This window comes from Pelolinea submarina, from assembly GCF_003966975.1.
Lineage (GTDB): Bacteria > Chloroflexota > Anaerolineae > Anaerolineales > Anaerolineaceae > Pelolinea > Pelolinea submarina.
In genome coordinates this window covers 201,079-222,182 of sequence record NZ_AP018437.1, presented here as the reverse complement: position 1 = coordinate 222,182, position 21,104 = coordinate 201,079, and the positions used below count along the sequence as shown (strand labels likewise).

Below are 21,104 nucleotides of genomic sequence, written 5' to 3'. Positions count from 1 at the left end.
TTTTTTCTTTAGGAGTTCCTGTAGCGTTTACCGCCGTACAGATCCTGAATCTGACGGGTGCGTTCATCGCCGCCGGACACGTTGGCGCTCATCCAGATCGGCGGTGTTTTGCCGTCGGCGTATATGCGTCCGGCTGTTTCCGCGATGATGGCCTGGATGATGGTGCTGCAGGCCAAGGTGGAAAGCGAAGCGGCTTTGGGCAAATCCGGCGCAATTTCCACGCAGGCGTCCCCCACGTCGATGCAATTGTCGATAACCAGGTCGGCCAACTCGTACAGTTTCTTGCCGCTGGAATGTCGGCTGACTGCGGCTTTGGATTGGGTCAGGTTGGTCATGGCGATGACCTTCAAGCCCATCTCCTTGGCGAGCATGGCCACTTCAATCGGTACCGCGTTGATGCCGGAGTTGGATACCACGATCAATACCTCGCCGCTGCGCAGGTCGTAACTGGACAGGATGATCTTGGCGTAGCCTTCCAGGCGTTCCAGGGTCGTCCCGCGGGAGGGGGAGCCGCCGCCGTGCATGGTCAGATTGACATCCAGAATGGCGTTGACCGGGGCCAGTCCTCCGGCGCGGTAGAAGACATCTTCGCTGATGGTGTGGCTGTGTCCGCTGCCAAAAACATGCAGGACGCCGCCTGCTTCCATGGAGGTTTTGATCCATTCACTGGCAGTCTCAATGGACTGGGATTGGGTCTCGCGGATGCGCTGAATGGTTTGAATGGCTTTATCGAAATATTGGTTTCCTTTGTCTAGCATTTTCCCTCAATAATTATGTGATTTTTGTAATTCGACCGTGGTTTTTAATACCAAATTAATTGTAATGACGTAGTGTTGTAACTACAATATATTATATACTTAATATGAAGATTGACTAAATCAAAATTACGAAATGGTAAGAATCAGGTACAATACATTCATCAGAGGTAGATTTGAGCGAAAAATTTGAAAAATTGGATAGCAAAAGTCCCATACCGTTATATTTTCAGCTGAAATCGTTTATCGAGGAACAGATTGATACCGGTGTTTGGGAAGCAGGCACTCAAATTCCCTCCGAGCTTGAACTCAGCGAACAATTTCAGATCAGCCGCACGACGATCCGCCAGGCGATCGGTGAATTGGTCAATGAACGCAAACTGGAACGGATTCAAGGACGCGGCACATTTGTTACCGAGATAAGCATTGACAAACAAATTGAACGCGTTTCCGGTTTTTCCCAGGATATGCGCACGCGCGGCCTAACCCCCACTTCCGATATCCTCAATTTTGAAAAAGTCGCAGCGCCGTCTGATGCAGCGCGGGCTTTACGAATTAGAGAGGGCGAACCGGCTATCTTGTTGAAGCGGCTGCGTATGGGCAATAACCGCAGAATTGCGTTGGAGGTTGTATACCTGCCTTACGAGAAGTATGTAGGTCTTCTGGATGTGAATATCGGCAACGAATCCTTGTACGAAATCCTGGCGAAGAAATTTGCTGTGTGGCCCAAGTATTCCGAACAGATCATCGAATCCATTAAGTGTCCTGCGGCGGAAGCGGATTTATTGGGGATTGAAAGTGGCGGGCCGGTTTTCCTGTTTCATACGACAGCTTATGACCAATACGACCAGCCCCTGGAATACACCGAGGGGTATTACCGCGGCGACCGCTACATTCTCCATTTGACCAATGTGGTCAACCCCAGCTCAAATTCCTGAGCAAATTCTCTGCTTAATATCTCCGATTGCCCTGAATAGGTATTGCTGTAAAATGCAATATGAATATATGGAATCGGTATTCCCATGAACACAATTCGCGAAAAATTGGATGCGCTGACGAAACCAGCCTGGTTGAGCGAAGCGCTGCCGGATGATGGGGTGCGCTGCCAGGCCTGCGCGCACCGCTGCCATCTGAAACCCGGCCAGCGCGGCGTCTGCCAGATGCGTTTCAACCGCGGCGGCCAGCTTTATGCGCCCTGGGGCTACGTGGCCGCGGCCAACGTGGACCCGATCGAGAAAAAACCTTTCATGCACTTCCTGCCGGGCAGCGCTGCGCTGACCTTTGGCATGTTGGGCTGCAATTTCCACTGCGATTTTTGCCAGAACTGGGTCAGCTCGCAGACCCTGCGCGACCCGGCTTCGGATGGCAGCGTCAACTACATACAGGCCGTCAGCCCGCAGGAATTGGTCGATTACGGCCTGCGGCGCGGCGCGCAGGTGGTGGCTTCCTCTTACAACGAACCGCTCATCACCACAGAGTGGGCCATTGACATCTTCAAAGTTGCCAAAGAAAAAGGCATGCGCTGCGTGTACGTATCCAACGGTTACGCCACCCCCGAAGCGCTGCAGGCTCTGGCCCCGTACCTGGACGGTTATAAGATCGACCTCAAGTGCTGGTCGGACAAGCGCTACCGTGAATTGGGCGGTTCGCTGCAGGTGGTGCTGGACACCATCCGCATGGCGCATGACCTGGGCATGTGGGTCGAAGTGGTCACCCTGGTCATCCCGGATTTCAACGACAGCAATGAAGACCTGTGGGAAACCTCCCGCTACCTGGCTTCGGTCAGTGCGGATATCCCCTGGCACGTGACCGCTTTTCATCCCATGTACAAACGCCTGGACAGCCACCGCACCGAAACCACCGTGCTGCAGCGTGCCGCGGAGATCGGCCAGGAAGCCGGACTGCGCTATGTGTACGCCGGCAACCTGCCCGGCCGGGTCGGCTCGCTGGAGGATACCCATTGTCCGGCCTGCGGAAATCTACTGGTGAGGCGCGCGGGCTTCAGCGTCCTGGAAAACAAGCTCACTCCGCAGGGCACCTGCCCGGCGTGCGGCGAAAAAATCGCCGGCGTGTGGTCCTGAACCAATTCTCAAAATCCCCCTTATTTTGCGAAACTTTTTGCGAATTTTTGCGTTAATAGAATATACAAATTATTGTCTCATTTTATTGAAGGAATTTTCATCTATTATCGAGGATAAATTCCTATTTATCCGCCGCGGGCAGGCTGCCGCGCCGCACTGGGATTCCAGTGGACGGTCTGCCGGGCAAGAAGAGGAGTGCCATGGCTGTCTTTCCGAATATCGTTGTGGGATTTGTAAGTGTTATGTTTCTAGCCATGAGCTTGTTAGGATTGCAACCGCCATCCGAGCAATGAGGATGAGATCTCGACACCCATCGGGGAGGAGCGGTTAGCGCGGAATCCGCGCCGAACCGTTGGACAAGGGATCCGGCAAGCCATTTCAAGCTGGCTGGATTAAATCCGACCCGACCGGGAGCAAATCGCTCCCGGTTACGCTTTAAAGAAAAAACAATTGGAATACAATCTCTTCTGAATAGTTAAAAGGACAAAGCGTGAACAAATCTTTTTATCTCGAACCGGTTGCCGTCAGCATCCTCATTTTTTGTTTTGTTGTACTCTATATTGTTTTTCGCCGGCGTTTCCGTGTCTTCACGCACTCTGCTGAATTGACGATCCCCAGCGTGATTGCAATTGGCGGCGCGGTCGAGATCCCCTTGTTGGAATCCTACAGCGGCATCCGCGGGTGGAGCCTGTTCGCCATTTCCGACAACAACCTTTATCCCAGGCTGACCCTGCATGACCATTGGATGGAATATCGCGTGCTCGCCACCCGTAGCGCAGATTACAGCGTGATCGAATCGGTGCGCGGGGTCAAATTCCTTTTCCTGCACATAGCCCGGTTCACCTTCCGCGACCGCAGCCTGACCTTTTCCGCGCGCTTGGCGAACGCGGAAACCCTCGCCAAACTATTGGACTTTTTCCGTAAAAATAGCGTTGAGGTGCGATAGTTGACTTTCCGTTTGTGGAGAAGGCTGGGCACCACTTCGAGTAAAATGGGTCGGAATGGATAAACGGAATTACATATGAACATCTCAACTGAATGGATCACCACGATCACGATTATTCTTGTGCTTCTTGCTTCTTACGCGCTGTACACGCTGCGCGTCAAAATTGGGAACGAGAAAAAAGTAAAGGAACCCAAAAAATTACCCAGCACCCAGCCGGATGGCAGCATCCGGGTACCGGTGCTGGAGATTTACGGCGGGCTCAAGGGCTTGGGCGAGGTCAGCCTGATGCATAATAAAAAGAATCCCGAACTCATATTGGAAGCGGAGTCGCTTACCTATAGGATAAAGAGACAGCGCGCGGCCGCTTACGACCAAATAAAATGGGCGCATGGGACCAGCCATCCTTTTTACTTCAAGGTTCACATCGTTTTCCGGGACCGCCAGCAGGCATTGATTGCGTATCTCGCCAATGCCGAATCCCTGCAAGTCACGATGGATTTTCTGGAAGCCAGGGGCGTTCCCGTCAAATTAAAAAGCTGAAGAAAATAAAAGGCTGAGGAGATGCTCAGCCTTTTTTTATTATGAGAAACTGAACCCTGAGCCTGTCGAAGGGTTCTTCTCTAATCCGCAAATTCCAGTTTGCCATCCTCCATGGATGTGATGGAAACCAGGGAGTGTACCGGAATGTTGTAAGGCGCCAGTGCCTGACGGCCGCCTTCGAATTCCTTTTCCAGCAAAGCTCCAACGCCTACCAGCTTCGCGCCCGCGGCTTGGGTCAGGCGCACCAGCCCCAAGATGGTCGCGCCGCTGGCCAGGAAGTCGTCGATGATCAGAACGCGTTCATCGCGCGGCAGGAATTCGGGAGCTACAATCAACTCGGTCATCACACCTTTGGTGTGCGAAGGTGCTACCGTCAGGTAGACGATATCGGACATGGTGACGGGCTTCTTCTTGCGGGCGTACACCACAGGAATATTAAGGTATTTGGCGGTCATCAAGGCCGGCGCGATACCGGATATTTCCGCGGTCAACACGCGTTGGGCGCCCACATCCGCGAACAGGCTTGCGAATTCTTTGCCGCACTCATCCATTAGGTGTGGATCGACCTGGTGGTTGATGAATGCATCCACTTTAAGAATGCCGCCACCCAGGTTCTTCCCTTCCTGCATCACACGTTCTTTTAATAATTGCATAGACAACTCCCTCGAATTTGTTCTGGCAATTAAACCACAAGTTATGATTTTGGGAAGGAAAAAAGACGGAATTGTTACTGAATTGCGCTGCGAATCCGCCGGGCCATATGTTGAAATTCCTCGCTGTAACGCACATCCTCTCCGCGCGGACGGGGAAGATCCACAGTCAAGTCCAGCAGGACGTGCGCCGGGCGCTGGCTGAGCACCAGCACGCGGTCCGAAAGCAGCAGCGCTTCCGAGATGGAGTGCGTGACCATCACCACGGTCTTGCGGCGGGCCTGCCAGATGCGCAGCAGCTCGGCTCCCATCTTTTCGCGTGTGAGCGCGTCCAGGGCGCCGAAGGGTTCATCCAACAGCAGCAGGTCGGGGTCTTGAATCAGGGCGCGCGCGATAGCCACGCGCTGGGCCATACCGCCGGACAGCGAATCCGGCCAGACATGTGTGAATTCCCCCAGCCCAATCAATTCGATCAGGGCTTGGGCTTGCTCAAGTGCTTCGGAGTGGGGGATGCCGCGCATCTCCAACGGCAGCAGGATGTTATCCAGGACGGTGCGCCAGGGCATCAGGTTGCTCTGTTGAAAGACCAGGCCGATGCTGGGCGGGTGGCCCTGTGGAAAGACCATTTCTCCACTGGTCGGTTTGATCAGGCCGGCCAGCAATCGCAGCAGGGTGGTCTTACCGCACCCGGACGGTCCCAGCAGGCACAGGAATTCCTGCGGCCGGACGTCCGCGTGGATTTCGGCCAAAACCTCCAGCTGACCATGCTGGTCAGTGAAATTTTGACTGATATGCTGCAAGGAGATAACGCTGGCGGCCTGATCCATCTTCATCTTATTCCGGTAAGAAATCGTTGCTGAAAGCGGCGCTGACGTCCAGCGGCTCGCTAATCAGCCCCATTTGCAGCAGCAGGTCATCCATATTCTGCCAGGCCTGCGGATCGGAATATCCGGGCTGCTCCATCTGGTAAAGCGCAATGGAGCCGTCCAAGACCGCGCGTTGAAGCTCTTGTTCCTGAGGGCTGAGTGAGGCCAGATTATCCACGTACTTGGTGCAGATCTCGTAGGCTTCGTCCGGATGGGCGGCAGTGTACTGTATGCCTTTGGAGGTGGCGCGCACCATGGCGGCTACGACGTCCGGCTGTTTTTCAATCATTTCCTGGCTGGTGAGCAGGCCGTTGCCGACCAGTGAGATGTAGTCGGATACTGCCAGTACGTTCACATCGTAACCCTCGGCGCGCAGCTTTGCGGGTTCGTTGGCAACGTAGATTACGGCCGCGTCCTCCATGTCGTTGGACAGGGATTCAACCTGGGTATAACCGATGGAGTCCAGCGTAACGTCGCTTTCCTGCAATCCGCCGGCGTTCAGCAGCGCGATGAAACCAATGTAGCTGGTACCATACAGGCCGGGAATGCCGATTTTCTTGCCGGCCAGATCCTGCGGGCTGGTGATGTTCTGTTCCGTTTTGGCAACCACGCCCACCGGATAATCCTGGTACCAGTTCAGGACATACACGACCGGCAATTCCTGCGCACGGCCCAGCAGCACCTGCTCGCCGGAGGCAATCGCAAATTGGAATTCGCCGGCACCCAGCAGCGCCACGGCATCCGTTTCCATGTTGTAATCCAATTCCACTTCCAGGCCCTCATCGGCATAATAGCCTTTATCAATGGCTACATACAGCGGGGCGAATTGCACGTTGGGAATGTACCCGACTGGCAGCTTGATCGTGCTCATTGCCGGCTCTTTGGCACAGGCTGTGAGCATCAACAGTAACAGGATAACTGACCACAAAATACTTTTCTTCTTCATTGTTTTAGAAACTTCCTTTTTTTAATTTGTCTTCCAGCGCAGCAATTTTTTCTCCAGCCATAGCACCAGAGAATAGAGCACCAGCGCCAGGAATACCAGTGTCAGCACGCCCACAAATACCAGGGCGGTATCATATTGGCCGCGGCCAACGTTGATGAGAAATCCCAACCCGCTGTCTGAGCCAACCAACTCACCGACCACGGCGCCGATCACCGACAGCGTCGCGCCGATACGCAGCCCGCCAAGCAGCACCGGCATTGCAGCCGGCAGTTCCAGCAGACGAAACATCTGCCAGGGAGTTGCTTTGAGCGAGCGCATCAAGTCGCGTAAATTCTCCGGTACGGCCCGCAGTCCAACGATGGTGTTGACCAGCACCGGGAAAAACACGATCAGGGCGCAGATCAATACCTTGGAAAAAATTCCCGATCCGAACCAGATCACCAACAACGGGGCGATAGCCACTGTGGGGATGGCCTGGCTGGCTACCAAAAAGGGCTGTAATATATTTTCCAGGAAAGTGGATTTGGCCAGGATATACCCCAGCAAAGTGGCAAAGAACACACCGCTGACCAATCCGCTGAATACTTCAAAGATGGTGGCCAGGCTGTTCTCCAGCAGAGAACCGTCGGAGATAGCCCTGGCAAACCGCTGGCCCACCTGCAAAGGCGAGGGCAGAATGAATGCCGGCAGATCGAACACCAGCACCAACCCTTCCCATATCGACAGGAAAAGCAGCAGGGTGATGATGACGCTTAATTGTTTGATTTTTCGATTGGACTTTTTACTTAATTCCATTGATCTGATCCATAAAAAAAGCCCCGAAACAAAACTTGTTTCGGGGCGCGTTTAAAAAAATATAACCTTCTTTAATGTCCGGACTATACCGTCGACCCCGGAATTGCACCGGATCTGCGCATCTCAGCGCTTGTGGGTTATCACCACCGATCGGGAATTGGGAACCAAGTTCCCGCACCCTGCCCCGAAGGAAATCGTCCTGATTGTATATCAGTTTGGGATACTGTCAAGTAAAAAGTGTGTAAGATGCATTTATAATGGGCGGAAATCCAATGAATGCAACTTCCATCTACAATATTCAATCGGCGAACTGGCGGGACTTGTTTGCTTTAAGTGCACTTGAAAAAGTATGCTTCGACCAGGATGCCTGGCCCTTAATGGAGCTGATGGGCGTGCTGACCTTTCCGGGCGTGGTGCGCATTAAAGCTGTGGTGGCCAACGAAATGGTCGGTTTTATCGCCGGCGACCCGCGCCGCAGCGAAAAAACCGGCTGGATCCTCACGCTGGGTGTGCTGCCGGCGTGGCGAAGCAAAGGCATCGGCTTTGATCTGCTGAGCAACTGTGAAGAGCAGATGGGTATGCCGGTAGTCAAGCTGACTGTGCGTCGTAACAACCAGGCTGCGCTGCACCTTTACGAAAAAATGGGCTACCACCAGGTGGATATCTGGTCGCGCTACTATCGCAACGGAGAAGACGGTCTGGTATTGGAGAAGAGCCTTCAGGCGCAATAGCGATGTCTGTTCCCATGCAGAATTGGCGTATTCTATTACAGGGCTTGCTGCTTGGTTTTTCCATTGCCGCGCCGGTTGGGCCGGTTGCTTTGTTGTGTATTCGCCGCACGCTGGAACGCGGATTTAAAGCCGGCCTGGTCAGTGGATTGGGCGCAGCCATGGCGGATGTCATCTATGGCAGCATCGCGGCTGCCGGTTTGACTTTGGTCGCTGATTTTTTGGTTGGGCAGCAGTTCTGGCTGCGTTTGTTGGGCGGCGGTTTCCTGATTTGCCTGGGTATTTCTACGATGCGCAGTGAACCAGCCCAGGCGGCAGAAGTGCGGGAGAACTCCAGCTTGATCGGCGATTTCTTTTCCACTCTGGCACTGACACTCAGCAATCCATTGACAATCTTTGCCTTTATTGCCATCTTCAGCGGTTTTGGCGTGCAGGCTGCGTCGGCCTATCGTTTCTCGGCTTTCATGCTGGTATTGGGCGTTTTCCTGGGTTCGGCGTTGTGGTGGCTGGGGTTGAGTATGCTGGTAAACTTGTCACGCCGGCGTTTGAACCAGTCGATTATCCAAACTATCAATAAAATTGCCGCGCTGGCTATTATCGGCTTTGGGCTGTATTTTATCCTGCAGGCATATCTTCAAATGTGAGGTGTTGAATGGCGAAACAAAAACAGAAATTCAATAGTGTCGACAGCCTTCTGGCAGGCACTGAAAGATTATTCCTGTTGTTGTTGGTTGGCGTGCTGCCGATCATCGTATTTTTTTTGCTGGGTTGGTGGGGCAGTCTGGCCATCACAACAGAAGAAAATGTGAAGTATTTTGCCTTGGGCGGGCTGGTACTGGGGTTATTGATTGACATCTTCTTCCTGCGGCGCTGGGTGCGCAAGGCCTATAGCCTGCCGGTGGGCTGGTTTGTCGTTTTCTACCTGTTCTATTCTGTTTGTATGTTCGGCTTTTTTATGGGCATGCCGTTGTTGAACCTCTTCATGGGTTTGATCGGCGGGTATTACGTGGGCTTGTGCCTGCGTTATGCCAACAAAGAAAAGACTGAGGTGGAACAGGCTGCCAGGCGCACCGCGCTTTTCGCGGCGGGCGTGATGGCACTGGTCTGCCTGGCCAGTTGGATGGTCGCCTACTTTGAGCCGACCATTGCCGCCAACGTCCAGGGCATGCTTAAGTTGGAGCACGCTCTCAGCCGTGAACGCATCCTGACCTATTCCGCCTTTGGCGGGCTGGGATTAGTAGTTGTCGAATATTTCATTACGCGCTGGATGGTCAAGTTCGCGCGCTTTATGTAGTTTCTTTTTCCTGCGTTCTTAGGCGAATATAGGAAAAGATTCCCAGGCACAGGAAAAGGACCGTGTTAACCACTCCGATAGCACCGATGACCAGCTTGCTGTCGGAGATAAACAGCATGCTCCCCACGCCGTAAGCGTTGGCGTTGAAGACCGCGTGCATGAAAGCCGCCAGCATGGTACTGCGCGTCTTGAACCACACCGCGGCCATCCAAATACCCAGGCTTGTTATCAGTGTGAAGTGCAGTAAAACTCCCGGCCAGGCCTGATGCCCGTAGCCGAAACCCAGCAGCAGGATCATGGGTGTGTGCCACAGCGCCCAGGTCATGCCTGACAGTAGGGCAGCTTTTGCTTTTCCCAGCGGCTCAAGGGCCGGCAGCAGGAATCCGCGCCAACCCAGCTCCTCGCCCAGCGAGGGAATCATGTTTGCCAGCGGAGAACCTACCAAGGTCATGGCGCTCAGGGCCGCGATCATGGCCGGCGCCGGAATTGGGAGCGCACCGCTCATGCTGTACTGTGCCATGAAGCTCGACAGGCTGAAATCCGGCTTGCTGAGGAAGAGCCAGGTAAGGCCGTAATTCATTGCGTACAGCAGCAGGATGACGGCGTAGGTCTTCAGGTAGGCTCGCGCCGGGCCGAATTTGAACCCCAATTCCTTCAGCGGTTTCTTCAGCACCCAATGCTGCGTGATCAGGGCCGCGCTGGCCGGGATGAACATGGCAACCCCGATGACCATCTGCGAAATGGCAGCAGGCGTGTCGAACAATGTTAAGCCCAATAGTCGGGCTGTGATGACTATCAACAAAGTGGTACCGAAGGTGATACCTAAAAATACCCCAAGAGCTTTTTTATTGACCATATCGTAACTGTATACGGATTTAACTGCGCGGGTGTTTCGCCACGCGCGCCTGGGTTTTCTCGTTTTGCAGTTCACGCAGTGCGTTGCGCGCGATCCAGTTGGCCGTCTTGTCGCCCAGCGTCAGTAGCAGGTTGGCCTGTTCGATGGCAGCCTGGTTGAGCGCCATGTTGCGCTTGCCGATGTTGCGCAGCGCCCAATTGACCGCCTTCTTGACGAAGTTGCGCGGGTCAGTGGCGCCGGCTTGAATGATCGGGAATAAGTCGATGAATTGCTGGTCTACGGCGCTCTTATCGTGCCAGGCCAGACAGGAAATTAGTGCGTAGGCCGCGCGCTTGACGAACTCTTCCTCGCGTATAGACCATTCACGCACTTTGCCCCAGGCGAAGGGAGTGAATTCGAACAGGTTGTCGCATACCTGGTCGCAGATGTCCCAGGAATTAAAATCCTTCACCCAGGCTTCCAATTGTTCTTCGGTGGCTTCTTCCGGCACGTCGATCATGGAAGCCAGCAGGCGCGCGTCCGGGATGCCGCTCTCCCACAGGTCCAGCGCCAATTGGTGCTCGTGCGGCACCTCCTTGGCGATGCGGCGCAGGTCATAAATGGATAGTCCCAAGCGCTGGTCGGTTTGGATGGCGAAGCGTGCCATGCCGGCCAACTGTTCCGGGTTGGCTTGTGATCTAAGCAGTTCGAGGACTTGTTCGCTGTTCATTTTTTTATTATTCCTTAAAACTTATTCTTCAATTCATGAGGGTCAGGTCGGAGCTTATCGCAAGAGCGATAAGCGCAGATACTTGTTTCAAGACAACGTCAAGTTGTCATCGGAACAAGTAGATAGTGAGGGTTCTGACCAACCTAAAATTTCAACTCCGCGGACTTCTTTTCCCCAAAGAGGTCCCAATAGATATTGTACTTACGGCCGGTCATGTCCAACGCCAGCGTCCAGATGGTGCGGATGCCGGGGAAATCCTGCAGGGTGTAGGTACCGGGCGCGTTCAGCACCCAGCCGATGCTGTTGTAGTTGAACGCTTCACGTTGGAGCTGGATGCGCTGCAGGGTCTCATAGTAACGGATATAAGTGTTGTGGAAGGGCATCTTTTGCATCACAGTATCTTCTTTGGCCAGCTCCGGATCGAGCAGGTGGTTGGTTTGGATCAGGATGCCGTCTTGCGGATAGACCACCTTGAATTTCTTTACCCCGTGCTCAACCACGGCCATGTTCCCGAAGCGGTCGGCGATGAAGTAGTTCTTGGGGCAGCAGGCCGGCACGCGCTCGAACAGGGCCAGGGCCTCGTCCAGCGAGCCGCAGGTTTCGGCCAGTAGCTTGACCAGGTGGATGCTGGAAATGCCGTAAGCCCACTGATCCGCGAAAGAGAAGGTGATGCCTACGAACAGCCCCTGGTCGTTGATGACGTCCTCAGGCAGGTAGCTGCGATACTGCGGCGCGCTCATGGCCGGGTCGACGATACCGTAATCGGTGGCGGCGAAGAAGGCGTGGCGCTGGTTGTTGTTTACGCGATAGACTTCGAACAGGTCTTTGGGCAGCGGCAGCCAATCATAATTACGGCCCACCAGCAGCTGCTCGCCCTGTTTGTAGCCGAAGATGGTGCAGGCGCGTCCCATGCCCATCATGTTTTGGAAGAAGAACAGTTCGCCGGTGATGGCGCTGTCGATTGCGCTCTGCGAATCGAACCCGCCGCCTGCGGCTACCCCGCGTAATTCTTCCAGGAATTCGGGATAATACTTTTCGTACATTTTGCGCTGGTTTTTGAGCAGCTCCGGGTCAATCGGCATCTTGTTATCCTGCACACCGTTAGCCTGGTAGATACGGCCGATTTGTTGGCCGATTTCGTAGAAATTGCCTTCAAAAGTTTTGATCTGCATGTTTATGTCCTTGTAGATGGCCTTGTGCGTGAGCATATTCAGTCAGATGCTTGAGCACAAGGGAGAATTATTTTACTTAAAATATACTAACATAAATAAAATTATTTCGTGGAATTATATTTGGGGGAATTTAGGTCGAAGGATTTATTAAAACAGCGGAGAGGGTGGGATTCGAACCCACGGTAACCATAAAGGCTACAACGGTTTTCGAGACCGTCCCAATCGGCCACTCTGGCACCTCTCCGTGTGGGGGAAATTATACATTGAGATTCCCGGATTCAGAGAGGTTTTTTCCACTCTTCGACGAATTGGCCTGCCTCAGCTTCTCGCCCTGTTTATAGCCGAAGATGGTGCGGACCCGGCCCATGCCGATTATGTCATGGAAAAAAATAGCTCGCCGGTGACGGCATTATCGAATGCGCTCGGCGGCACCGCGCATTTCCCCCATAAAATCGGGGTGATACTTTCTGTACAGCTATGAACTTCTCAGGATTGCGGCGGCTGCCAAAGCTCGACTTTGTTCCCATCCGGGTCGATGAACCATCCGAAATCGCCATATTCACCCTTCTGGACTTCGCCGACCAGTTGTGCGCCCCCGGATGCCACCTGGCTGAGGGCTTCTTCCAGATTATCGACGATCAGGTTGAACATGAATTCCTTGCTTGAAGGCTCGAAATCGGTGGTGCTGGAATCGAACATACTCCAGACTGTGTAACCGTTCTTGGGCATCTTTTCGTGTTCAAAGATTGCGAAAGACATGCCCTGCTCGTTCTGTGCATTGATGCCCAAATACTTCGCATACCAGCTTTGCAGCTTGACCGGGTCAGGGGATTTGAAAAAGACGCCGCCAATTCCTAAAACTTTAGCCATTTTATCTTCCTCCACTTCATGGAATAGATTTATTAAAAAACAGCGGAGAGGGTGGGATTCGAACTCACCGTAACCAATAATGGCAACAACGGTTTTCGAGACCGCCCCGAACGGCCACTCCGGCACTTCTCCGTGTGTGGATATTGTTCATTGAGATTATCTGATTTAGCGGGCATTTTTTACAAGAGATTTATTTGAAAGGGAACCACAATGGCTCCGATCAACGCGATCCATTCAACAGCTGAAATCATACAACCTCCTGATTCTATAAAACCAATTTTGGTTGTAACACTGCTGGTTGAACAGGTCCTTGCGCGCGTTCAAACAATCGCATTGTGGCATTGTTCCCTTTGACAAGCTTAAGGAACTGACGAATAGCATTATTGATCGAGGACGGTTTTGTTTATTGCAGTTTCTGGCGCATGATGTTGGCGAAGCGCGTGCTACTGATGGGATGATGGCTGAGGATCTCGCCCTCATAGATCAGGCAGAAGGTTCCGAAAGGCGAAGGCGCGTTTTGGGCGGCCTGCGCGTCGGCCAGGTCTATCAGGTTGGCTTTTATGTGAAAATCCTCTTCAGCGCTCTGGAGGATAGCCTTGACGTTCTTTTCCGTGTAGGGGCACTGGAAGGAACGCATGACCGTCAGGCCGTGCGCGTATTGGCTGGTATCGTTCAGCACCGCGTGCTTGAACTGCGGGTCGGGGGCGCTCCCGTCGAATTTCAGAGCCAGCAAGTCGAAGTCCGGTTTGGCGCTGTCGACCACCTGAAAGCCCTGCTTGAGGAAGATGTCGTTGTGGGCCATAAAGGGGCCTTTGCGCGTGACCACCGCTACGCCCTGGTAATAGCCTGCGCGCGCTTCGTCTACGCAATCCTGCAGCAGTTGTGTGGCCATACCATGCCCTTTATAAGCGCTCTTGAAACCCACGAAGACGCAATGGATGAACAGGTAACCGGCTGCCTGCACTGGCCGGTGGGCGTATTCCCCGGGCACGTACTCCAGCATGCCCTGGTATCCGCCGGTTTTGGACATGACCGCCTTGATGCGCAGTCCCTTGGGGTAATATGCGCTGAACCAGGCGATCTTATTGCGCAGCTCCAGATGTTTGGCAACGTCCTTGTAGCCGCACACGCCGTAATCGGCAATATTGTCCGGCGTCAGGTCGATAATTCTAATATCTGCGTCTTGGTCCATGCATTTCCTCCTGAGAGAATATCTGCTCAAAGCATAACATGATTGAATAAGATATTTCCGGTTTGGAAAATCCACTGGATAGGAATCCCCCAATTTTCCCCCGGGCACCTGATTGCCCATCGATAAAGAAAACACCGATCTCGCTGGAGGTCATTGGGATCGGTGTTTGGAAAGGGATATCCTTTTCTGTCAACTTATGTCAAGTTTTGTCATCTTCAATCTAGAGCGTCGTAAGAATATGCGTGATGGCGGTTGAAGCGGGGCCGCCCAGCGCCTGGATGATGGCTGTGCGTGCATCCGGTACCTGGTTTTCCCCGGCCTGGCCGCGCAGCTGCTGCACGGCTTCCACCGCCTGATACACGCCGGCCGCGCTGATTGGGAATCCGCGCGCCTTGTTGCCGCCCATGGTCAGCATCGGCAGCTCGCTTTTCAGGGAGAGGTCGCTCTCCTGCAGCCAGCGCCAGCCCTGCCCGCGCGCGGCGAAACCGCCTGCTTCCAGTGCCAGCAGGCCGTAAATGGAGGTCGCGTCCCACAGCTCGAATAGATCCATGTTTTCCCAGCCCAAGCCCGCGTTTTGCAGTGCCTTACGCAGCGACAGTGCCGCGGCTTCGAAAGCCAATGGATCGGGGCGATCGTGCAGCGCTAACGCGTCGATGGCCGCGCTGGAAGCTGCCAGGCGCACGGGCCGCTTCTGCCGGCTGCGGAACAGCACTGAATCGCTGACCAGCAGCAAAGAGGCTGCGCCGTCGGCATAGGGCGCCACATCGAACAGGTTGAGCGGCGGGGTGACCAGCGGCGCGCGTTGGTAAGCGGCCAGGTCGACCGCCTTGCGGTACATAGCCAGCGGGTTATGCACGGCGTTGGTATGCGCCAGCAGGGGCAGCGCTGCGAAAGCATCGCGCGGCGCGTTGTATTGGTCCATGTAACGCTGCATGAGCAGCCCGGCCAGACCGTTAGGGGTCAGGCCTTCCGTGCTTTCGAAATCGGAATCCGCGGAATGCGCCAGAATGGCGTCCACTTCCGGCCCGACCATGTCGGTATATTTTTCGATGCCCAATACCAGGGCGCTTTCCACCAGGCCGGATTTGACTGCCAGGTAGCCCATGCGCAGCGCTGCAGCGCCGGAGGCTTCGCCGGCTTCGGCCGTAAAGGTTTCGATGCCTGTCAGCCCGATGTTATCGGCCAGGCGCGTACCCAAATTGGCTTGTTTGGAAATGGAAGAGGCCAGCAGGTTGCCGACGTACAGCGCCTGCGGGCGCATCACGCCCGCGTCGCGCATGGCGGCCAGCATGGCTTTGGCACCCAGATTGTCCAGCGATAGATCCCAGTGTTCCCCCACCGGGGTTGCGCCGATGCCCGCGATAATGACTTCACTCATCGCACGTCCTATTTCATCACAATCTTGCCGCGGTAGCGCGCATAGGTGGCGTAGTCGATCTCCACGCGCCGGGCGATGTAAACCGCGGTGGTGGGCGCCAGTTTTTTGCGTTCGCCGATGCGTTCCGTCACGCGCAGGTCCAGCGCGTCCGAGCCGGCCCCGGAGCCGTAAGAGACCATCAGGATGCGGTCGCCCGGCTGGGCTTTGTCCAGTACAGCCGTCAATCCCAGGGGAGAGGCGGCCGCGTAAGTGTTGCCGATCACGGGTGCGAGCAAACCGGTCTTGATCTGGTCGGGAGTGAAGCCCAATTGCTTGGCTACCCGCTGTGGGAATTTGGCATTGGGCTGGTGGAACACGGCATACTTGTAATCCGCCGCCGAGGTGCCGCTTTCTTCCATCAGGGTCTTGGCGGCTGTGGTTACATGTTTGAAGTAGGCCGGTTCACCGGTGAAGCGCTGCCCGTGTTCGGGGTAGTGCTGGTAGGCGCGCCGCCAAAAATCGGGTGTATCGGTCACAAAGGAATACGTGGAGATGATCTCGGCCAGGGCTTCTTCCGCCGGGCCGAGCACAAAAGCCGCCGCGCCCGCGGCCGCTGTATATTCCAAAGCATCCCCCGGTTTGCCCTGAGCGGTGTCCGCGCCGATGGCCAGGGCGTAATTACCCATGCCGGAGCCGACCAGTGCCATGCTAGCTACCATGGCTTCGGTGCCGGCCTTGCAGGCGAATTCCATGTCGGCCGCCTGGATGTTGGGCGAGGTGCCGATGGCTTCTGCCACGATAGTTGAGGAAGGTTTGACCGCGTAGGGATGCGATTCCGAGCCGACCCACACCGCGCGCAGCTGCCGCGCGTCCACGCCGGATCGTGCCAGCGCGTTGCGGGCGGCCTCGATGGCCATGGTGATGGTATCTTCGTCCAACCCGGGCACGGATTTTTCCTGGATGGGCGTGCCGCCCTCTTCCGAACCGCTCCATATGCGCGCAATCTCGCTGGCAGGCAGGCGGTACTGCGGCACGTAAGCGCCGTAACCGACGATGCCTACCGGGCGGTTGGGTTTCAATAACAGGGATTTCTTTTCTGAACTCACTGGCTGCTCCAATTTTCGAGAATTTCCACGGCGCGCTGGATATGAACGTTGCCTTCGCTGACCATCTGGGCCGCGATGGCGCCCACCAATTCTTCGGGCGCGCCGGCCGAAACGGCCACCTGGCGGGCGTGCAGGCTCATGTGCCCACGCTGGATGCCTTCGGTAGCCAGGGCGCGTAGTGCCCCCAGGTTTTGGGCCAGGCCCACCGAAACGATCACTTCGGCCAATTCACCGGCGGTTTTGACGCCCATCAGTTTCACGGCCGCCGCGGCGCCGGGATGCACGCGTGTGGCGCCGCCCACGATGCCCACGGCCATGGGCATTTCCAGCTCGCCCTGCAGGCTGCCGTCCCCGCCCTTCGACCAGGTCGTCAGGGAAGTGTAGCGGCCCGAACGCGCCGCGTAAGCGTGCGCGCCGGCTTCCACCGCGCGCCAATCGTTGCCCGTGGCGATCACCACCGGGTCGATGCCGTTCATGATGCCCTTGTTGTGGGTGGCTGCGCGGTAAGGATCAGCCGCGGCGAAAGCCCAGGCTTCGATCACGCTGTCGCGCACGTCCTCGCCGGAAAAGCCGCTGAAAGCCAGCGCTTTCACCGGGATGCGGCAGGTCGCTTTGGCCAGACGATGGTCTGCCAGGTTGGACAGGATGCGCAGCAGCACGCGCCCGCCGGTGATGCGCTCCACTTGTGGGGACAAGCGCTCCAGGGCGGTGTTGATGGTGTTGGCGCCCATCGCGTCGCGCACGTCCATGATCAGGTGGATCACGAGGAACGGGCCGATGGGGGATTCTTCGATCAGGCGGATTTCCAGGCCGCGCGCCCCGCCGCCCAGCGATTTCAGCAGCGGGTCAACGTCGTCGGCTTCGCTTAACAGACTGGCCCGCGATGTTTCCAGGGCTGCTTTTGCGGCGGACAGGTCAGTCACGTCCAGCACCTGCATCTGGCCGATCATCTCCGGCGCGGAGGCGCTGGCGGTGAAGCCGCCGCCGCTGCGCGCCAGCTTGGCCATAAAGGACGCGGCTGCCACGACGGAGGGTTCTTCAATTACCATGGGTACGGGCACTTCGCGCCCGTTGACCAGGAAGTGCTGCGCCACGCCCAAAGGCAGGCTGTAGGTGCCGATCACGTTCTCGATCATGTGGTCGGCCTGTGACACGCTCAAACCGAACGCGCCGCTCAGCGCGTCCAACTGCTCTTGCGGCAGCTGTGTTTCATCCGCCAAACGCGCCAGGCGTTCGGCCGGGGTCAATTCATAAAATTTGCGTTCCGATTTCTTTTCTTTCATAGGCTTCCAATGGAATAGATGATAAAGGTAGGTGCCTTGCAAAAACTATCAATATCTTAGCAGAACCTGGCGGGACGCGCGTATGCGTTTTCTTTGAGTGGCTTTTTTTAAACCACAGATGAACACGGATAAACACAAAAAGCTTTTTTATGGTTGATGCACACAGATAATCCTTTCCAATGTCATTCCGAACATATTGATCGCGGAGAACTCCCTCGGGGAGTCGCGAAATACCCTCTTAGAGAGTCGTAAAGCATTCCTCTCCAGTGTCATTCCGAGCAAAGCGAGGAATCTCGGACTGCATCGAAAATGTGATTTCTGTCATTTCAGTCTTTCTTTCATAACCACAGATGAACACGGATAAACACAGAAAAGCTTTTTTATGGTTGATGCACACAGATAGCTTTCCTGCTTTTTCAACGTCATCTTGGACCTTCGTTCTGTCTATTAAGTATGACATGTAAGGTTGACTCCCTCCCTATCCCGACGAAGACGGGATGGGGAGGGGCTCGAGACTTTCATTCTGAGGGAGTTTTCTTTTTATATGACTTAAAACTAAACATTCCCTCTGGGAAAGGAAGTCGGCTGAAAATGCGAGATCATACTGACTGCATTGTTATCTATAAAAAAATATCTGAGTCTCTTTATGTTTCATTGAAGGCCGGTCGAGATCCTCACGCCCTGCTTTCGCAGGGCTCAGGATGACACATTAAGCAATCCCCGACAGGTTTACGATCATTGTCATCCTGAGGGGGCGAAGCGACCGTGAGGATCTCGGTCGGATATAAATAAGAGAACAGTCTGCATTCTTATCAATGAGATTGTATCTGTGTGAATCTATCTGTGTGAATCTATCAAAAAACTATCTCTGTTTTATCTGTGTCCATCTGTGGTTAAAAACAAACTCCACCCCCCTTGGAGTAAAATAATTGGGAACCTATCTTAATCATTACCGGAGCGAACATGAGAGATGAGCGTATTGACAAACTGGCCGACCTGCTGGTCAATTACAGCCTTCAGGTGCAGCCCAAGCAGAAAGTCCTGATCCACGGTGAATGGGGCGCGGAGCCGCTCTTAGGAGCCATCTTCCGCAAGTCCCTGCAGGTGGGCGCATACCCCTTCGTCGTGCCCTACACCTCCGATTGGATCGAAAGTACCCTGCGTTACGCTTCCCCCGAACAGTACGCTGCCGTATACGAACCCTTCAAGGAGTTCTACCAGACCTACGACGCCCGCGCGCGCATCTTGGGCGAGACCAACACCAAGGAACTCTCGCAGTTTGACCCAAAGAAAGTAGCCGAACTTTACGGCATCTACGGCGAAGCGCTCAAGATCGTGCTGGACCGCGAAGCCAAGGGCGAAATGAAATGGGTGGCGGCCTTGTTCCCCACTCTGGCTTATGCCCAGGACGCTAACATGAGCCTGAGCGAATATGAAGACTTTGTCTATGACGCCTGCATGCCCGACAAGGATGATCCGGTTGGTTACTGGAAGAGCGTAGAGAAACGCCAGGAGAAAGCCATCGCCTGGCTGAAGGGCAAGAAGAATGTGCACGTGACCGCGCCTGGCACCGACCTGACCCTCAGCATCGAGGGCCGGCCTTTCATCAACTGCGCTTGCCAGGTCAACGTCCCGGACGGCGAGATCTTTACCTCTCCTGTTGAGAACAGCGCCAACGGCCACGTTCATTTTACCTACCCGACCATGTACGAAGGCTTCGAGGTTACCAACGTGCGCCTGGAGTTCAAGGACGGCAAGTGCGTCAAAGCCACCGCCGATAAGAATGAGGAATACCTCAACTCCAAACTGGACGGCGACAAGGGCGCGCGCTACCTGGGCGAGTTCGCCATTGGTACCAACGAACGCATCAACAAATTCACCGGTCAGATCCTCTTCGACGAAAAGATCGGCGGCAGCTTCCACATGGCTCTGGGGCACGGTTATCCTGAATCTCTGAGCGAGAACACGGAATCCTCCATTCACTGGGATATGATCTGCGATCTGCGCAAAGGCGGCGAGATCACCGTGGATGGCGAATTGTTCTACCAGAATGGCAAATTTGTAGTTGATTTCTAAGGAAACCCTATGAAAGTAAAACTGGCACTGGCACAGATCAATACCAAATTAGGGGTGGTGGAAAGCAACCTGGAAAAACACCTGGATTACATCCAACGCGCCAAGAATGAGGGCGCAGACCTGGTCATCTTCCCGGAACTCTCCCTGACCGGTTATGTGCTGCAGGACCTGGTGCCGACCGTAGCGCACCGCGCCACTGCCGACGACCCTGTCTTCAAGGAACTGTTGGCTACCAGCCGCGACATCGATATTGTGGTCGGTTTCGCTGAAGAAGACGTTCGCAACCGCTTCTACATTTCCAGCGCTTACCTTTCCCTTGGAAAAGTGGCGCATGTGCACCGCAAGGTGTACCTGCCAACTTACGGCTTGTTTGACGAAGGCCGTTTCTTCGCTTGGGGCGATAGCGTGGAAGCTTTCGACACGCGCTTCGGGCGCGCCGGCATCCTGATTTGCGAGGATTTCTGGCACACCTCTTCCCCCTACCTGCTGTGGATGGACGGCGCCGACCTGTTCCTGTTCACCTCGGCTTCGCCTGGCCGCGGCCTGACCAGCGCGCCGGAGTTGAGCACCGCCCATTGGGTCGAGAGCATCAACCAGGCTTACGCCAGCATCTTCACCTCCTTCGTGATCCACAGCAACCGCGTGGGTTTCGAGGACGGCCTGCACTTCTGGGGCGGCTCCACCGTGTTTGACCCCAATGGCGAACTGCTGGCCAAGGCCCCGCTGGACGATGAAGCCCTGACCTATTGTGAAATTGACTTGAACCAGCTTCACCGCACGCGCGCGCGCCTGCCGCTGCTGCGCGACGAACGCACCGCGCTGGTTCAGCGTGAACTGATGCGCATTCTCAAGCGCGACGATAGCCGCTCAGGCAGGTAACGG

General features: G+C 55.1%; 22 protein-coding genes, 2 tRNA genes and 1 riboswitch. Of the genes, 9 read left to right on the top strand and 15 right to left on the bottom strand.

Translation table 11 applies throughout. The features are described 5' to 3' along the window. Window positions 1-8: 8 nt before the first annotated feature. Entirely contained in the window at window positions 9-758 is a 750-nt protein-coding gene (locus Pelsub_RS01075) for a sugar isomerase domain-containing protein (protein ID WP_116225230.1), read from the bottom strand. A gap of 173 nt (window positions 759-931) precedes the next feature. Between Pelsub_RS01075 and Pelsub_RS01070 the strand changes: the two genes are divergently transcribed. From Pelsub_RS01070 to Pelsub_RS01055, 4 genes are all read left to right on the top strand, one after another. Beyond that, window positions 932-1,693, top strand: a complete 762-nt coding sequence (locus tag Pelsub_RS01070) for a GntR family transcriptional regulator (protein WP_116225229.1) — start codon at window positions 932-934, stop codon at window positions 1,691-1,693. Between the two features lie 84 nt (window positions 1,694-1,777). Beyond that, window positions 1,778-2,836, top strand: coding sequence for an AmmeMemoRadiSam system radical SAM enzyme (amrS, locus tag Pelsub_RS01065; RefSeq protein WP_116225228.1), 1,059 nt, complete (start codon window positions 1,778-1,780; stop codon window positions 2,834-2,836). A gap of 490 nt (window positions 2,837-3,326) precedes the next feature. Further along, on the top strand, window positions 3,327-3,782 hold the full coding sequence (locus Pelsub_RS01060) for a hypothetical protein (protein ID WP_116225227.1): 456 nt from the start codon (window positions 3,327-3,329) through the stop codon (window positions 3,780-3,782). Between the two features lie 75 nt (window positions 3,783-3,857). After that, complete coding sequence (locus tag Pelsub_RS01055; protein WP_116225226.1) at window positions 3,858-4,322, top strand: hypothetical protein; 465 nt, start codon at window positions 3,858-3,860, stop codon at window positions 4,320-4,322. Between the two features lie 80 nt (window positions 4,323-4,402). Here Pelsub_RS01055 and xpt read toward each other — a convergent pair whose 3' ends face one another. From xpt to Pelsub_RS01035, 4 genes are all read right to left on the bottom strand, one after another. Beyond that, the gene (gene xpt, locus Pelsub_RS01050) at window positions 4,403-4,975 is read right to left on the bottom strand and encodes a xanthine phosphoribosyltransferase (RefSeq protein WP_116225225.1); all 573 of its coding nucleotides are present in this window, start codon (window positions 4,973-4,975) and stop codon (window positions 4,403-4,405) included. A 74-nt stretch (window positions 4,976-5,049) separates the two neighbouring features. Then, entirely contained in the window at window positions 5,050-5,805 is a 756-nt protein-coding gene (locus tag Pelsub_RS01045) for an ABC transporter ATP-binding protein (RefSeq protein ID WP_116225224.1), read from the bottom strand. A gap of 1 nt (window position 5,806) precedes the next feature. After that, the gene (locus tag Pelsub_RS01040) at window positions 5,807-6,784 is read right to left on the bottom strand and encodes an ABC transporter substrate-binding protein (RefSeq protein ID WP_116225223.1); all 978 of its coding nucleotides are present in this window, start codon (window positions 6,782-6,784) and stop codon (window positions 5,807-5,809) included. Between the two features lie 21 nt (window positions 6,785-6,805). Continuing rightward, a complete protein-coding gene (locus tag Pelsub_RS01035; protein WP_116225222.1) occupies window positions 6,806-7,579 on the bottom strand; it encodes an ABC transporter permease in 774 nt (257 codons plus the stop codon). Between the two features lie 60 nt (window positions 7,580-7,639). Then, a riboswitch (FMN riboswitch) is annotated at window positions 7,640-7,775 on the bottom strand. A gap of 76 nt (window positions 7,776-7,851) precedes the next feature. Between Pelsub_RS01035 and Pelsub_RS01030 the strand changes: the two genes are divergently transcribed. Genes Pelsub_RS01030 through Pelsub_RS01020 form a run of 3 tightly spaced genes read left to right on the top strand, consistent with a single transcriptional unit; the run spans window position 7,852 to window position 9,601 of the window. Further along, entirely contained in the window at window positions 7,852-8,310 is a 459-nt protein-coding gene (locus Pelsub_RS01030; protein WP_158674917.1) for a GNAT family N-acetyltransferase, read from the top strand. 2 nt (window positions 8,311-8,312) lie between these two features. After that, window positions 8,313-8,951 carry a LysE family translocator gene (locus tag Pelsub_RS01025; protein WP_198418375.1) on the top strand — a complete coding sequence of 213 codons (639 nt, stop codon included), beginning with the start codon at window positions 8,313-8,315 and terminating at the stop codon, window positions 8,949-8,951. 8 nt (window positions 8,952-8,959) lie between these two features. Further along, window positions 8,960-9,601 carry a hypothetical protein gene (locus Pelsub_RS01020; protein WP_116225220.1) on the top strand — a complete coding sequence of 214 codons (642 nt, stop codon included), beginning with the start codon at window positions 8,960-8,962 and terminating at the stop codon, window positions 9,599-9,601. Here Pelsub_RS01020 and Pelsub_RS01015 read toward each other — a convergent pair. The 10 genes from Pelsub_RS01015 to Pelsub_RS00975 form a co-directional block, all read right to left on the bottom strand. Continuing rightward, window positions 9,594-10,457, bottom strand: a complete 864-nt coding sequence (locus Pelsub_RS01015) for a CPBP family intramembrane glutamic endopeptidase (protein ID WP_116225219.1) — start codon at window positions 10,455-10,457, stop codon at window positions 9,594-9,596. The genes Pelsub_RS01020 and Pelsub_RS01015 overlap by 8 nt on opposite strands. A 19-nt stretch (window positions 10,458-10,476) precedes the next feature. Continuing rightward, window positions 10,477-11,166, bottom strand: a complete 690-nt coding sequence (locus tag Pelsub_RS01010) for a DNA alkylation repair protein (protein ID WP_116225218.1) — start codon at window positions 11,164-11,166, stop codon at window positions 10,477-10,479. 143 nt (window positions 11,167-11,309) lie between these two features. Further along, entirely contained in the window at window positions 11,310-12,338 is a 1,029-nt protein-coding gene (locus Pelsub_RS01005; RefSeq protein WP_158674916.1) for a C45 family autoproteolytic acyltransferase/hydolase, read from the bottom strand. Between the two features lie 156 nt (window positions 12,339-12,494). Beyond that, window positions 12,495-12,582, bottom strand: a tRNA-Ser gene (locus tag Pelsub_RS01000). A gap of 242 nt (window positions 12,583-12,824) precedes the next feature. Then, window positions 12,825-13,208 carry a VOC family protein gene (locus Pelsub_RS00995; protein WP_116225432.1) on the bottom strand — a complete coding sequence of 128 codons (384 nt, stop codon included), beginning with the start codon at window positions 13,206-13,208 and terminating at the stop codon, window positions 12,825-12,827. Window positions 13,209-13,251: 43 nt separating this feature from the next. Then, window positions 13,252-13,340 (bottom strand) — tRNA-Ser (locus Pelsub_RS15600). A gap of 271 nt (window positions 13,341-13,611) precedes the next feature. Further along, the gene (locus tag Pelsub_RS00990) at window positions 13,612-14,400 is read right to left on the bottom strand and encodes a YoaP domain-containing protein (protein ID WP_116225215.1); all 789 of its coding nucleotides are present in this window, start codon (window positions 14,398-14,400) and stop codon (window positions 13,612-13,614) included. Between the two features lie 220 nt (window positions 14,401-14,620). Continuing rightward, window positions 14,621-15,778, bottom strand: coding sequence for a thiolase C-terminal domain-containing protein (locus Pelsub_RS00985; protein WP_116225214.1), 1,158 nt, complete (start codon window positions 15,776-15,778; stop codon window positions 14,621-14,623). An 8-nt stretch (window positions 15,779-15,786) separates the two neighbouring features. Further along, window positions 15,787-16,863 (bottom strand): hydroxymethylglutaryl-CoA synthase, encoded by a 1,077-nt coding sequence (locus tag Pelsub_RS00980; RefSeq protein ID WP_232528608.1) that lies wholly within the window; start codon window positions 16,861-16,863, stop codon window positions 15,787-15,789. Beyond that, window positions 16,860-18,146: a hydroxymethylglutaryl-CoA reductase, degradative gene (locus Pelsub_RS00975; RefSeq protein WP_116225213.1), complete on the bottom strand. Its 1,287-nt coding sequence runs from the start codon at window positions 18,144-18,146 to the stop codon at window positions 16,860-16,862. Before Pelsub_RS00975 ends, Pelsub_RS00980 begins: the two co-directional genes overlap by 4 nt. A gap of 963 nt (window positions 18,147-19,109) precedes the next feature. Here Pelsub_RS00975 and Pelsub_RS00970 point away from each other — a divergent pair. Further along, window positions 19,110-20,222, top strand: a complete 1,113-nt coding sequence (locus Pelsub_RS00970; RefSeq protein ID WP_116225211.1) for an aminopeptidase — start codon at window positions 19,110-19,112, stop codon at window positions 20,220-20,222. A 9-nt stretch (window positions 20,223-20,231) separates the two neighbouring features. Next, complete coding sequence (locus tag Pelsub_RS00965; RefSeq protein WP_116225210.1) at window positions 20,232-21,101, top strand: nitrilase-related carbon-nitrogen hydrolase; 870 nt, start codon at window positions 20,232-20,234, stop codon at window positions 21,099-21,101. The last annotated feature ends 3 nt before the right edge of the window (window positions 21,102-21,104 follow it).

Bases quoted from the DNA above. Each gene is read 5' to 3' on its own strand.
- Pelsub_RS01075 (WP_116225230.1), bottom strand. From the start codon at position 758: ATGCTAGACAAAGGAAACCAATATTTCGATAAAGCCATTCAAACCATT.
- amrS (WP_116225228.1), top strand. From the start codon at position 1,778: ATGAACACAATTCGCGAAAAATTGGATGCGCTGACGAAACCAGCCTGG.
- Pelsub_RS01055 (WP_116225226.1), top strand. From the start codon at position 3,858: ATGAACATCTCAACTGAATGGATCACCACGATCACGATTATTCTTGTG.
- xpt (WP_116225225.1), bottom strand. From the start codon at position 4,975: ATGCAATTATTAAAAGAACGTGTGATGCAGGAAGGGAAGAACCTGGGT.
- Pelsub_RS01045 (WP_116225224.1), bottom strand. From the start codon at position 5,805: ATGAAGATGGATCAGGCCGCCAGCGTTATCTCCTTGCAGCATATCAGT.
- Pelsub_RS01040 (WP_116225223.1), bottom strand. From the start codon at position 6,784: ATGAAGAAGAAAAGTATTTTGTGGTCAGTTATCCTGTTACTGTTGATG.
- Pelsub_RS01035 (WP_116225222.1), bottom strand. From the start codon at position 7,579: ATGGAATTAAGTAAAAAGTCCAATCGAAAAATCAAACAATTAAGCGTC.
- Pelsub_RS01030 (WP_158674917.1), top strand. From the start codon at position 7,852: ATGAATGCAACTTCCATCTACAATATTCAATCGGCGAACTGGCGGGAC.
- Pelsub_RS01025 (WP_198418375.1), top strand. From the start codon at position 8,313: ATGTCTGTTCCCATGCAGAATTGGCGTATTCTATTACAGGGCTTGCTG.
- Pelsub_RS01020 (WP_116225220.1), top strand. From the start codon at position 8,960: ATGGCGAAACAAAAACAGAAATTCAATAGTGTCGACAGCCTTCTGGCA.
- Pelsub_RS01015 (WP_116225219.1), bottom strand. From the start codon at position 10,457: ATGGTCAATAAAAAAGCTCTTGGGGTATTTTTAGGTATCACCTTCGGT.
- Pelsub_RS01010 (WP_116225218.1), bottom strand. From the start codon at position 11,166: ATGAACAGCGAACAAGTCCTCGAACTGCTTAGATCACAAGCCAACCCG.
- Pelsub_RS01005 (WP_158674916.1), bottom strand. From the start codon at position 12,338: ATGCAGATCAAAACTTTTGAAGGCAATTTCTACGAAATCGGCCAACAA.
- Pelsub_RS00995 (WP_116225432.1), bottom strand. From the start codon at position 13,208: ATGGCTAAAGTTTTAGGAATTGGCGGCGTCTTTTTCAAATCCCCTGAC.
- Pelsub_RS00990 (WP_116225215.1), bottom strand. From the start codon at position 14,400: ATGGACCAAGACGCAGATATTAGAATTATCGACCTGACGCCGGACAAT.
- Pelsub_RS00985 (WP_116225214.1), bottom strand. From the start codon at position 15,778: ATGAGTGAAGTCATTATCGCGGGCATCGGCGCAACCCCGGTGGGGGAA.
- Pelsub_RS00975 (WP_116225213.1), bottom strand. From the start codon at position 18,146: ATGAAAGAAAAGAAATCGGAACGCAAATTTTATGAATTGACCCCGGCC.
- Pelsub_RS00970 (WP_116225211.1), top strand. From the start codon at position 19,110: ATGAGAGATGAGCGTATTGACAAACTGGCCGACCTGCTGGTCAATTAC.
- Pelsub_RS00965 (WP_116225210.1), top strand. From the start codon at position 20,232: ATGAAAGTAAAACTGGCACTGGCACAGATCAATACCAAATTAGGGGTG.